Below are 13392 nucleotides of genomic sequence, written 5' to 3' on the forward strand. Positions count from 1 at the left end.
GCATCACGCCTGCCATGAAGTTGGCGATGGCCACTTAGCTCCACTTCTGGCGACCGCTAGAAGTGGGGGGATTACCAGCTGACTGCGCTGGGAAATAACGGTTCGAAATAACGGTTCCAGGTTCACTTCTTTCAGCGAGCTCTGAGTCAAGCGCAGCATCGCCGACCGACCGCGTGCGCACGAAGGTGTTGTCGTGGACGGCGAACACTTCAGCCCGCGTCGCCAAACCATCGCGCCCATACCGCCACGCGGCAGGCATGGGCGCGACAAGTTGGCGCCTAGAACTTATAGGTCAGTCCCAGATACGCCAGTCGGCCTGCGTAGCCGCCGCTGTAGAAGCGGGCGCGGGTGTCCTCGCCCAGGTGCGCGCGGGACTCCTGCTTGGTCAGGTTCAGCACCGAGGCGGTGAGGCTGAGCGCGGGGGTGATGTTGTAGGCCGCGTTGACGTCGATCTGGTAGTACGGCTCCTCAAAGACGTTCAAGCCGTTGACCAGGCCTTGCACCAGCTCACCGCGACGGTTGTACGAGGCGCGCAGCAGCAGGCTGTCGGTCTCATAGAACACGGTGAGGTTGGTCTGGTTCCTGGCGCTGCCCGGCATGGACGTCTTGCCGGCCTCGGTGCCGTCCTCCAGCCGCACCGCCGCCTTGCTGGCATCGTTGTAGGTGTAGTTGAACTGCGCACCGAGGCCGGACGGCAGCGTGTGCTGCGCGTACAGCTCCACACCCTGCGAGACCGCGTCCTGGCCGCCGGCCTGGGTACTGTAGTTCTGCACGGTGACCGGTTGCCCGTCGACCATCATGTTGACGTCGCTGATCACGTCGACCGCGAAGTTCTCCACGTTCTTGCGGAACAGCCCCACACCTGCCACCGAACCCGGGTGGAAATACCATTCCAGCCCCAGGTCGAACTGGTTGGCCTTGTACGGCTCCAGGTTCTTGTTGCTGCCCGAGCCGTACCAGCCCTGCTCGCTGGCACCGCCGGTCAGGCGCCGGTCGGCCACGTACTCGGGGCTGTAAAACTCCAGGCTGCCAGGCGCGGCGATGTCGTTGTAGCTAGGGCGTGCGATCACTTTCGCGGCTGCCGCGCGCAGCAACAGGTTTTCGGTCAGGTCGTAGGCCAGGTTGAAACTCGGCAGCACGTCGGTGTAGTTGCGGTCCAGCCCGCTGACCACGAACGACTCGGTGCGTTGCACGCTGTCGGCCAAACGCCAGTAGCCTTCGGTGCCGCAATAGGTGTCGGCCGGCGCGCCGCCGGGCGTGGCGGCGCCCTGCTGGCAGGCCAGCGGGTTGCCGTCGGTGCCATCGAAGAAGTAGTCGTTGTAGGCGGTCACCTTGTCGGTGGAATCGGCACGCTGGCCGGTGCGCGCCACCCGCACGCCAACGTTGCCACGCAGCCGCTCGGTGTGGAAGTTGAGTTGCAGGTAGGTGGAATAGATCTCCTCGTCGACGTTGTAGACGAAGTTGTCTTCGTTGCGGGTCTGCATCGCGCCGTAGGTCTGGTTCAAGTAGCCGATGTAGCCCGGGAAGTTGATCGCCGGGAACGCGCTGGCGTTGACGCCACCGGCCAGGTTGTCCTGCGCGAACAGCAGGCCCGGCGAGAACTGGGTGGCGATGGCATTGCAGCGCCCGTTCCAGTAGCGGTTTTCGTAGTCACTTGGATCGGTACCCGGGCACACCCAGTAGTTGTTGCCGGTACTGCGGTGGATGCCGCCGTCGCGACGCTTGAGGCCGAACTGCAGCGAGTCGACCACCTCGCCGTCGAAATGCCAGGTGGTATCGATCTGCGCGTACTGCTGCTGGTTGGTGTTGCGGGTCCAGGACGAGCCGGTCGAGCCCAGGTCGACCTGCAGGATGCCGTCGCGCAGGTTCTGCATCAGCTGCGGCGAGAATGTCATGGACGGCGTGCCGGTCAGGTCCCAGGCGCTGGCAAAGTTGCCGTTGCTCCAGCTGCCGTCGGCGTTCTGCAGGCGCGGCTTGATCGGCAGCGAGAACTGCAGCTCCGGCCCGCCCTTGGCCCAGGTGCGGCCGACCTTGAACGCCACGTCCACCTGCTCGCCACGCCATTCGCCGCCCAGGTCCACCGTCTGCGACTGCGATTTCTCGATGTTGTAGCTGCCGGTGATCTGCGGGGTCGGCACGGTGCAATCGTCCGAGCCCCAGCCGCCCGGCGGCAGGCCGGCCGCGGCGGCCTCGGCCTCGCTGCAGTAGTAGGTCTTGCCCGGGCGCAGGCTGTAGGCGGCGCCAGTGACAATCGTGCCGCTGGGATCGAACTGCAGCCGGTCGAGCAAACGGCCGCCGCGCCAGTTGCCGTCGCCGTTATAGCGGGCAATGTTCCACTCGGGAATCTTGATGGTATTGGTCTGCGAGTCCTGCGACAGGTCGAAGCGGAAGTAGTTCGCGGTCAGCGTCAGGTCGTCGGTCGGCTTGAACTGCAAGGTCAGTTGCGCGCCCTTGCGCTCGCGCTCCTCGCGTTTGGCGCCCAGGCTGACCGCCGTCGGCATCATGAAACCGGTGGAGTAATTGCCGTCCTGGTTCCAGAAGCCGGTCCCGCCCCACCAGTTGGCGTTGAAGTCGGACGGATTTCCGTTCACGTCGACCGCCGGGCCGACTTCGTCGCGCCCGTACCACTGCCAGCTCTCGGTACTGGCATCGAGCGTCCGTGCGGTGCGCTTCTGCTGCGTGTAGCCAACGAAGACACCGAAGCGGTTGTCCTTGTCGTGCCACGAATACGAACCGGAGAACTGGCCGTCGGTCTTCTTGCTGGTATCGGACCAGGTGCCCTCGGCCGAGACGAAGCCGGAATGTGGCTCCAGTTCCAGCGGGCGCCGCGTCTGCAGGATCACCGTGCCGCCGATGCCGCCTTCGTCGATGCGCGCTTCCGGCGTCTTGTACAGCTCCGCGCTGCCCAGCAGGTTCGACGGCAGCAGCGTGTAGTTGAACGAGCGCGTCGGGTCGCCGTTGGACTCGGCGGTGGCGATGTAGTTGCCGTTCAATTCGGTCAGCACCAGCTCCGAGGACAGGCCGCGCACACTGACGTTCTTGCCTTCGCCGCCGTCGCGGCTGATGACCACGCCGGGCACGCGCTGCAGCGCATCGGCCACGTTCTTGTCGGGGAACTTGCCCACGTCCTCGGCGGTGATCACATCGACCACGGCGTTGGCGTTGCGCTTCTGCTCCAGGCTTTTTTCGATCGCGTAGCGGTAGCCGGTCACCGTCACCGCATCCAGGTCCGTGGCCTGCAACTCGGCCTGGCCGGTGGGCGCCGGCGTGGCGTCGGCCTGCTGGGCGACAGCGGTGGTAGAGGCGGCGCTCGCGAACAAGACGATGGCGATACCGGCGGACAGCGTGCTGCGGTTGCGTGCGAATGGCATGCAGTTCATTTCGATCATGCTCTCCCAATAGTGATCGGCTTCGGCGGATTCCTGTCGATCCAACGATCGGACAAAGACGCCGCGCGAAGTGACGCAGAAATATCCGGCGCCGTTGCGCCCCCCTCCTCTTGCGTCCGCTTCCACGCAGATGCGATTAGATCGTTCTAATGCCGTGGAAAGCTAAGTAGCACAGCCCATGCGGCAGCGCATTCTGCCGCGCAACAGACCCGCGGCGTTGCGAGGCATCCACGATGGGCGGCCGGCCCGCCACGCTTGCACGCTGCACGGCAGAACCTGCCGCGTCGCCGGCTGCAGCAGCGTGATCGCTGCAAGCAACACACCCTTGCCCGCAACCGGACGCAAGCGGTTTGCCGAAGCGCCAGCACACACCTGATTTAAAACCGAGCTCAGCAAGAGACTGGATCGACGTGAGGGCATCGCCCACCACACGCCGCTTGGCGGCCGTCGCCAACGCGATCGCCACACCGAACCTGCGCGCGCTTGTTGCCTGCGTACACGCGCAAGGGGGGCGGGCCTGCTGCGGCATTGATGACACGCCCTGGTCGGGAGCGCATGCGCCGATGACCTGTCACCCCTGCATCGACGCCGTGGAAGCGGCCCATGCCGCAAAACGACAACTTTCTGGCGCATCGACCGAGCGCGCCTATCAAGTCCGCCGCGCTCGCGCCGATATCGCTTCCATGGACAGACTCAGCATCATCGGACTGGTGCTCGCGATCGTGGCGATCGTGGGCGGCAGCGTGTTGAAAGGCGCCGGCATTTCGTCGCTGTGGTCGCCGGCTGCCTTCGTGATCGTGATCGTCGGCACCGTGGCGGCGATCCTGCTGCACACCTCGCCGGCGGTTTTCCGGCGCGCCTTCAAGATCCTGCGCTGGGTGATCCAGCCGCCGGCCAGCGACCGCCCGCAGTTGCTGGCGCGCATCGTCGAGTGGAGCAACATCGCCCGCCGCCAGGGCCTGCTGGGCCTGGAAGACCAGCTGCCGCGCCAGGACGACGCGTTCCTGCGCAAGGGCCTGCAGATGCTGGTCGATGGCGTGGAGCCCGAATCCATGCGGCATATGCTCGAGATCGAAATGGACAACCAGGAGCGGCAGGACCTTGCCGCGGCCAAGGTGTTCGAAGGCATGGGCATCTACGCGCCCACGCTGGGCATCATCGGTGCGGTGCTCGGGCTGATGGCGGTGATGAAGAACCTGGCCGACCCGGCCATGCTCGGCCATGGCATCGCCGCGGCCTTTACCGCCACCATCTACGGCATCGCCTCGGCCAACCTGCTGTTCCTGCCGGTCGCCGCCAAGCTCAAGAGCGTCATCCATTGCAGCACCAACGAGCGCGAAATGGCGATCGAAGGCTTGATCGCGATCGCCCAGGGCGAGAACCCGCGCAACATCGAGTCGAAACTGGCAGGCTACTTGCATTAGTCCCGTCATGGCCCGCCGTCGCAAACACCACGAAGACCATGGCAACCACGAAGCGTGGGCGATTCCGTATGCCGATCTGATGACGCTGCTGCTGGCGTTCTTCGTGGTGATGTACGCAATCTCCTCGCTCAACGAGGGCAAGTACAAGGTCATGGCGCAGGCGCTGACCACCGCCTTCGGTGGCGCGTCCACCGCCGCCAGCCCGGTGCAGGTGGGCAGGACCCAGACCCTGGGCGCCGATTACGACCGCCCGTCGGTGATCAAGGCCGGCGCGCCGATGGCCGCGTCCAGAGGACCGACCGACCCCACCCTGCTGCCGTCGATGGCCGCGCAGATGCGCATGCCGGTGTCGCTGCGCAACCAGGCGCAGCTGGCGCGTGCGCAGCGGCAGATGGACGCGGTGGCCCAGCAGTTGGGCAAGACGCTGGCGCCGCTGATCGACCAGAAACTCATCACCATCCGCCGCAACGATCTGTGGATCGAGGTGGAGATCAACAGCGACATCCTGTTCGGTACCGGCTCGGCGGCATTGGCCGGCAGCGCCCGCGGCACCCTGTCGGCACTGGCCGCGGTGCTGCGCGATGCGCCCAACGGCGTGCGCGTGGAGGGCTATACCGACAACCAGCCGATCGCCACCGCACAGTTCCCCTCCAACTGGGAGCTGTCGGCCGCGCGCGCCGCCAGCGTGGTGCACCTGTTTGCCGACGACGGCATCGCCCCGCAGCGATTGGCGATGGTGGGCTATGGAGAATTCCGCGCACGTGCCGATAACAGCACTGAGGCGGGACGGAATGCGAACCGGCGTGTGGTGTTGATCATCCTCGCTGACTCGGCTGGCTCACTCGCACCCGATCCGCCATCGCAGCTGCATGCGACCGCCGCCGGGGCGCCCAAGCTTCCCAAGTCTGACGGCGGCCAAACGGCCGTCACCACCGAAAGCGGCACAAGTTCCGTTCCCGCCGTAATTCAAGGAGTGCAGTGAGATGCGTATCTGGGCAATCGCCAACCAGAAGGGCGGCGTCGGCAAGACCACCACGACGCTGGCATTGGGTCGTGGCCTGGCCGCGCTCGGCCACCGGGTATTGTTGATCGACCTCGATCCGCACTCCTCACTCACCCGCGCGTTCGGGGTGGCGATCGACCCGCCGCCGCGCGGGGTGCTGGACCTGTTCGGCACCCCGCCGAGCGACCTGGCCAGCCTGGCCCACGAAAGCGCCATCCCCGGCCTGTCCTATGTCTGCGCGCAAGCCGCACTGGCCACGCTGGAACGCCGCAGCGCCAACCAGCCCGGCCTGGGCCTGGCCCTGCAGAACGCGATGACCCGGCATGCCGGCCAGCACGACTACATCCTGCTCGACTGCCCACCCACGCTCGGCCTGCTGATGATCAACGCGCTGGCCGCCTGCGACCGCGTGGTGGTGCCGACCCAGGCCGAGCCGCTGGCGCTGCATGGCCTGGCCAGCATGGTGCGTACCGCCGACATGGTGCAGCGTTCGCGTCGCCGCGCACTGCCGGTGTCGATCCTGCCGACCCTGTTCGACCGCCGCACCCGCGCCGGCACCGAGACGCTCAAGGAGATGCAGGACACCTACGGCGCCGTCGTCTGGGAAGACGCGGTGCCGGTGGATACCCGAATCTGCAATGCCGCCGCATTGACCGTCCCCGCCACCGGCGGCGACTACCAGGGCCGCGGCCTGTCCGCCTATCGCCGTGCGCTGGAATGGGTGCTGGCCGATGACGCGGTGCGTATGGAGCAAGCCGCATGAGCAACCACACCGCCAACGGTGAGCTGGACGATTATCTGGAAGGCCTGCTGCACGATGCCGGCGTCGAGCCCACTGCCCTGGCTGCCACTGCCACTGCCACCGTCGCGGCGGCACCGGCAACTGCCGAGGCAGACGTCACGCTGGCCGAAGCGCCGGTGCAGGCTGCCGCGGCCCCCGAAGCCGCCGCTGTCTCCGAAGCGGCCACGTCCAACGCGATCGCCGCGGTGCTCAGCGCCGATGCGATCGCCGCCGATTTCCTCGCCGAAATGGATGCCGACCCGGCCTTCGGCCCGCCGGTGGTCGCCGCGCCCAGCGCCGCAGACATCGCCGCCGATTTCCTCGCCGAAATGGATGCCGACCCGGCCTTCGGCCCGCCGGTGGTCGCCGCGCCCAGCGCTGCAGACATCGCTGCCGATTTCCTCGCCGAAATGGATGCCGACCCGGCGTTCGCCACGGCGGCGCCCAGCCCGTTCATGAGCACTGCCGACCTGATGGCCGAGATGGACGCGGACCCGGCCTTCGCCAGCGCTGCCTCCGGCGCGGACCTGCTGGCCGCCGATCTGCTGTCGGAGATGGATGCCGACCCGGCCTTTGCCGATGCCGCACCCGCCGCGCCGGCACCTGCGCGGCCTGCGCCGGCACCGATGCAGGCACCGCACCGCGCGCCGCCGTCGCCGATCTATCCGCAAGGCCTGCAGGCACTGCTGGCCCCCGGCCAGGCCGAGCACATCCAGGCCGAGCGGCGCGCGGCCGAACGCAGCACGCGCTGGCTGCGCCTGCGCTGCGGCGAACAGACCTATGCGCTGGAATTGCTCAAGGTGCAGGAGGTGGTACTGCCGGTGCCGCTGCTGCCACTGCGCGGCACCGCCAGCGCGATGCTCGGCATCATGAACCTGCGTGGCCAGGTGGTGCCGGTGATCGACCTGGGCATGCATCTGGGCTCGGCGCCGATCAACATGGATCTGCAGACGCGCGTGGTGGTGCTGGAGGAAAACGGCGAGACCATGGGCCTGCGCGTGTCGGCGGTGGAAGACGTCACCAGCCTGACCGATCAGCAGATCGAACCACCGGACAACGCACGCCTGTGCCGCATTTCCAACAACCTGTTCCGCGGCGTCGCGCGGCTGGGCCATCAGCCGATGATCCTGCTCGATGCCAGCCATTTGCTGCATTGATCCGGCCCGCAGCTGACGCGCACCTGCACGCGCAACGATTCACCGTTAAAGCTTTCCCGCCGCCCGCCGTTAGTACGCATAGAACCATCCGTTCGGAGCAACAATGAGCACAGTGACATTGGGTGAGGATCTCGGCATCGAGACCAGCGCCGACCTCAAGCAGAAGCTTGCCGCGTTCCTGGCCCAGGACGGCGAAGTGGTGCTCAATGCCGGCGACGTCCGGCGTATCCATACCGCCAGCGTGCAGTTGCTCTGTGCCTTTGTGCAGACCCGCCGCCAGGCGGGGTTGCATACCGAATTCGATGGCTGCAACGACACTTTTAGAGATGCGGCCCGTCTGCTCGGCGTCACCGACGCGCTCGGACTTTCCGCATCCAATGACAACCTGAAATCTGTGGAGAACGCCGCATGAGCGCACGTATCTTGGTGGTGGACGATTCGGCGTCAATGCGCCAGATGGTCTCTTTCGCCCTCACCTCTGCCGGCTTTGCCGTCGAAGAAGCCGAGGACGGCGCCGTGGCGCTGGGCCGCGCGAAGGGCCAACGCTTCAACGCGGTGGTGACCGACGTGAACATGCCCAACATGGACGGCATCTCGCTGATCCGTGAGCTGCGCCAGCTGCCGGACTACAAGTTCACCCCGATGCTGATGCTCACCACCGAGTCGGCGGCCGACAAGAAGTCCGAAGGCAAGGCCGCCGGTGCCACCGGCTGGCTGGTCAAGCCGTTCAACCCGGAACAGCTGATCGCCACCGTCCAGAAAGTTCTGGGTTAATTCCACTTGCCTCACCATCGGATGTCACGCCCATGAGCATGGACCTGCAACGTTTCCACGCCACCTTTTTCGAGGAAAGCCGCGAAGGGCTGGACGCGATGGAGGCCGGGCTGTTGTCCCTTGAAGAGGGCAACCGCGACCCGGAAATCATCAACTCGGTGTTCCGCGCCGCGCACTCGATCAAGGGCGGCGCTGCCACCTTCGGTTTCGAAGCGGTCGCCGGCCTGACCCACGTGCTGGAGACGCTGCTGGACGAGTTGCGCTCCAACAAGCGCCAGCTCGAGCCCAATGCGGTCGATGCCATGCTCGGCTCGGTCGACGTGCTGCGCGCGCTGCTGCGCGAAGCCGAACACGGCACCCCGGCCGACCCGGCCGCGGTCAAGGCCGTGCATACCCGCTTGAACGCGGTGCTGGCCGGCGAAGCGCCGACCCCCGCGGCGGTGGCCAAGCCGAAGGAAGAAGAACCCGAAGCCTGGCATATCGGCTTCACCCCGGCGCCGTCGCTGTTCATGAGCGGCAACGACCCGCTGCGCATCATCCGCGAGCTCGAGCACCTGGGCCCGCTGCAGATTGCCGCGCGCCTGGAGCGCATGCCGGGCTTCGAGAACATCGACCCGCTGGAAGCCTACCTGGCCTGGGATCTGGGCCTGATCGGCAAGATTCCGCGCAGCAAGATCGAAGACACCTTCGCCTGGGTGGTGGACGATTGCGAGCTGGACATCCGCCCGATGGCGGTGCCCGGCCCGCCGCCGAGCCTGGCCGTCGAAGCCGCCGCTGCGCCTGTCGCCGTCGCTGCGGCACCTGCCGCCGCTGCCGAACCTGCCGCCGCCGCTGCCGCGCCGGCCAAGGCCGCCGCGGCCGAAGCGGAAACCTCGATCCGCGTCAGCGTCGACAAGGTCGATGCCCTGATCAATCTGGTCGGCGAGCTGGTCATTACCCAGGCCATGCTCAAGCAGGTCTCCACCGGCCTGGATCCGGCGCATGCCGAACAGCTGTTCGCCGGCCTGGATCTGCTCGAACGCAATACCCGCGATCTGCAGGAAGCGGTCATCGGCGTGCGCATGCTGCCGGTGGACGCAGTGTTCCGCCGCTTCCCGCGCCTGGTCCGCGACCTCTCCAGCCGCCTCGGCAAGCAGGTGCGCCTGCGCACCATCGGCGAAGGCACGGAACTGGACAAGGGCCTGATCGAAAAGATTGCCGATCCGTTGGTGCACCTGGTGCGCAACTCGATCGACCACGGCCTGGAAATGCCCGATGCGCGTCGCGCCTCCGGCAAGGACGAAACCGGCACGATCACCCTGGCGGCCTCGCACCAGGGCGGTCATATCGTGATCGAAGTCAGCGACGACGGCCGCGGCCTCAATCGCGCCAAGATCCTGGAAAAAGCCGCCGAACGCGGCATCGCCGTGCCGGACAACCCGACCGACGCGCAGGTGTGGGACCTGATCTTCGCACCGGGTTTCTCCACCGCCGATGCGGTGACCGATCTGTCCGGTCGTGGCGTGGGCATGGACGTGGTCCGCCGCAACATCCAGGGCCTGGGTGGCGAAGTGCAGCTGGAAAGCAACGCCGGCAGCGGTACCCGCGTGCTGATCCGCCTGCCGCTGACCCTGGCCATCCTCGACGGCATGACCGTCTCGGTCGCCGGCGAAACCCTGATCCTGCCGCTGGCCTACGTGCTCGAGGCACTGCAGCCGGCGCCGGAAGACATCCGCTCGATGGCGGGCGACGGTCGGGTGCTGCGGGTGCGCGGCGAGTACCTGCCGATCCTGTCGCTTACCGACTACTACGGCTTCGGCGGGCAGCAGTCCTCGCAGGAACCGCTGGTGGTGGTGGTCGAAGGCGACGGCCAGAAGATCGCGCTGGAAGTGGATGAACTGCTCGGCCAGCAACAGGTCGTGGTCAAGAACATCGAGAACAACTACCGCCGTATCCCGGGTGTCTCAGGCGCCACCATCCTGGGCGATGGCCGGGTCTCGCTGATCGTGGACATCGGCGGGCTGGTGCGCTCGCTGCGTGTGCCGCAGGCCGCGTAACACGCCAGGCCACGCAAGAAGTGCAGTGTGATCCCCTTCTCCCATCGGGAGAAGGTGCCCGGAAGGGGCGGATGAGGGTACGCGCACAGCCACGCACAGTTGGAGTTACACGCGGCTTCGCCGGTACCCTCGCATCACCCCTCTCCCGCAGGAGAGGGGCTCAAAGCGCCCAGGCCGCCGATTTTGTGCGGCAACGACAGAGCCCTGGCAGCGATGCCGGGGCTTTGTCGTTGCGATGCGTCCGTGTGCCCTGGTTTTGCTGCTTGCCTGCTGTGGGTGAGCACGCCTGCATGCGCGCGGCGTGCTCAGCGTTGGCCGTACGCGATCTGCAACGTGAGCTCACGCCACATCGCTCCTCCCCCGCTCTCCCACACGCGCACTGCGCAACGCGTCACACATAAAGAACGCAGGCGGGCTGGCAAACGCCGGCAAGCTCAAGAAAACCGGCAAGCGAACGCTACCGCTGTACCTCTTTTCCTCCCTCCTCCCAGAGAACACCATGAAATTTCTGCACTCCCTCAACGTCGGGCGACGCCTGGCGTTGGCATTTGCGTTGCTGATCGTTTTGCTGGCCGGCTCGACCAGCCTGGCGCTGTATGAATTCAAGACCGTCAACAACCAGGTCTCGATCATCATCAAGATCAACAACCGCAAGGCGCAGCTGCTCAACCAGATGCGCGAGAGCAATATGCTGGGCGAGCGTTACATCCGCGACTTCATGCTGGCCACGCCGCAGCAACAGCCCGCGATCGATGCGCAGCTCAAGGTCAATCGCGCGCATTACGCCCAGCTGTGGGCTGCGCTGAAACGCCTGCCGACCACCGCAGATGGCATGCGTGCGCGCCAGCGCATCGAAGACAGCCTCACCGCCGCCCGCGCCACCAACAACCGTCTGCTCGGCATGATCCGCGCCGGCAATCTGGACGGCGCCAAGCAGCTGTTGCGCGGCGAAGCGCAGCCATTGCTGGAGCGCCGCTCCAAGGCGATTGCCGCCGCAGTGGAACTGCAGAACGCGCAGAACGCTGCCGGTGCCGCCGCCATTCTGGGCAGCGTTGCGTTGGCCAACCGCGCGTTGATCGCCTTCGGTCTGCTGTCGGCTGGCCTGGCCGCCGCACTGGCATGGCTGATCTCGCGCAGCCTGGTACGTCCGTTGACCCAGGCCACCCAGGTCGCCGACGCCATTGCGCACGGCAAGCTGGACAACCCGATCGGCCCGCAGCCCGGCGATGAACCCGGCCAGCTGTTGACCAGCATGCGCGGCATGCAGGACCAGCTCAAGGCCGTTGCCGCCGCACAGCAGGACATGGCGCGCCGCCACGACAACGGGCAGATCAGCTTCCGCATGGACGAAGCGGTGTTTCCCGGCGAATACGGCAGCATGGTGCGCGACACCAATGCCCTGGTCGATTCGCATATCGCAGTGAAGATGAAGCTGGCGCAGATCATGTCGCGTTATGCGATCGGCGACCTGAGCCAGGACATGGACCGCCTGCCCGGCGAAAAAGCCGTGCTTTGCGACACCATGGATGCGGTCAAGCGCAATCTGTCTGCGATGAACAGCGAGATCAAGCTGCTGGCGCAGGCCGCGGCCAATGGCGACTTCAGCGTGCGTGGCGATACGCAGCGCTTCCAGTACGACTTCCTGGCCATGGTGGAGAGCCTCAACCGGTTGATGGCCACCGCCGATGGCAACCTGGGCGCGTTGTCCAAGGTGCTGCAGGCGATTGCCGCCGGCGACCTGACCGAGCGCATGCATGGCCAGTTCCACGGTGTGTTCGCGCAGATGCGCGACGATGCCAATGCCACCACCGAGCAGTTGTCCGCCATCGTCGGGCGCATCCAGCACGCCACCACGTCGATCAATGCGGCGGCCAGCGATATCGCCGCCGGCAACAACGACCTGTCGCAGCGCACCGAACAGCAGGCGGCCAACCTGGAAGAAACCGCCGCCTCGATGGAGGAGCTCACCTCCACCGTCAGACAGAATGCCGAAGGCGCCCGCCAGGCCAACCAATTGGCAATCGGCGCGGCCGGCGTGGCCTCGCAAGGTGGCGAGGTGGTCGGCAAGGTCGTCGCGACGATGGCCGACATCGAGACATCGTCCAGGAAGATCGCCGACATCATCAGCGTCATCGACGGCATCGCCTTCCAGACCAATATCCTGGCCTTGAACGCGGCGGTGGAAGCGGCGCGGGCCGGTGAGCAGGGCCGCGGCTTCGCCGTGGTCGCCTCGGAAGTGCGCACGCTGGCGCAGCGCTCGGCCGGTGCGGCCAAGGAGATCAAGCAGCTGATCGACGACTTGGTGAGCAAGGTCGCCGAAGGCGCGGCGCTGGTGAACCAGGCCGGCAGCACCATGAGCGAGATCGTCTCTTCGGTGCAGCGTGTCACCGACATCATGGGCGAGATCTCCGCCGCCTCGCAGGAACAGTCGGCCGGCATCGAACAGGTCAACCTGACCGTGACGCAGATGGACCAGGCCACCCAGCAGAATGCCGCGCTGGTGGAAGAAGCCACCGCCGCCGCACGCGCGATGGAAGCGCAGGCCGGGCAGCTGTCGGATGCGGTGGCGATCTTCAGGATCCAGCCGAACGCTGCGCCGCCTGCGACAAGTCGCACACCCGCCGCGCGGCATCTGACGGTGGTTTAAGCGCACCAGGCTGCGTCCTGCCCTTGTCCGGCGCTGCGCGCAACCTTCTCCCGGTGGGAGAAGCAAACGCCCTGTGCGGTTTGACACGTTGGCATTGACGCTAAAACGCCCCGATTTTGTCGGGGCGTTTTGCCATCTGGCAGCGACTGGCAGCCCACCGCAACACCGCTGCGATTCCCAG

Annotated in this window: 8 protein-coding genes and 1 pseudogene; 8 read left to right on the forward strand and 1 reads right to left on the reverse strand. The window is 66.3% G+C overall.

What is annotated here, in order from left to right; translation table 11 throughout:
* Window positions 1-278: 278 nt before the first annotated feature.
* Window positions 279-3434, reverse strand: a complete 3156-nt coding sequence (locus LL972_RS13370) for a TonB-dependent receptor (RefSeq protein ID WP_228328011.1) — start codon at window positions 3432-3434, stop codon at window positions 279-281.
* A gap of 638 nt (window positions 3435-4072) precedes the next feature.
* On the opposite strand from LL972_RS13370, the gene LL972_RS13375 reads away from it, so the two are divergent.
* From LL972_RS13375 to LL972_RS13410, 8 genes and pseudogenes are all read left to right on the forward strand, one after another.
* Window positions 4073-4813: a flagellar motor protein gene (locus LL972_RS13375; protein ID WP_026064871.1), complete on the forward strand. Its 741-nt coding sequence runs from the start codon at window positions 4073-4075 to the stop codon at window positions 4811-4813.
* 7 nt (window positions 4814-4820) lie between these two features.
* Entirely contained in the window at window positions 4821-5795 is a 975-nt protein-coding gene (motD, locus tag LL972_RS13380; RefSeq protein WP_104585116.1) for a flagellar motor protein MotD, read from the forward strand.
* Between the two features lies 1 nt (window position 5796).
* The gene (locus LL972_RS13385) at window positions 5797-6579 is read left to right on the forward strand and encodes a ParA family protein (RefSeq protein ID WP_016904758.1); all 783 of its coding nucleotides are present in this window, start codon (window positions 5797-5799) and stop codon (window positions 6577-6579) included.
* On the forward strand, window positions 6576-7754 hold the full coding sequence (locus tag LL972_RS13390; protein ID WP_228328012.1) for a chemotaxis protein CheW: 1179 nt from the start codon (window positions 6576-6578) through the stop codon (window positions 7752-7754). The genes LL972_RS13385 and LL972_RS13390 overlap by 4 nt, the downstream gene beginning before the upstream one ends.
* A gap of 103 nt (window positions 7755-7857) precedes the next feature.
* Complete coding sequence (locus tag LL972_RS13395; RefSeq protein ID WP_026064926.1) at window positions 7858-8166, forward strand: STAS domain-containing protein; 309 nt, start codon at window positions 7858-7860, stop codon at window positions 8164-8166.
* Entirely contained in the window at window positions 8163-8528 is a 366-nt protein-coding gene (locus LL972_RS13400) for a response regulator (protein ID WP_002806565.1), read from the forward strand. The genes LL972_RS13395 and LL972_RS13400 overlap by 4 nt, the downstream gene beginning before the upstream one ends.
* A gap of 32 nt (window positions 8529-8560) precedes the next feature.
* On the forward strand, window positions 8561-10564 hold the full coding sequence (locus LL972_RS13405; protein WP_228328013.1) for a chemotaxis protein CheA: 2004 nt from the start codon (window positions 8561-8563) through the stop codon (window positions 10562-10564).
* Window positions 10565-11063: 499 nt separating this feature from the next.
* A pseudogene (locus tag LL972_RS13410) lies at window positions 11064-13199 on the forward strand (methyl-accepting chemotaxis protein); the annotation flags it as partial.
* Window positions 13200-13392: the final 193 nt, after the last annotated feature.

The sequence above is a fragment of the Xanthomonas campestris pv. asclepiadis genome, from assembly GCF_020784175.1.
Lineage (GTDB): Bacteria > Pseudomonadota > Gammaproteobacteria > Xanthomonadales > Xanthomonadaceae > Xanthomonas > Xanthomonas campestris_D.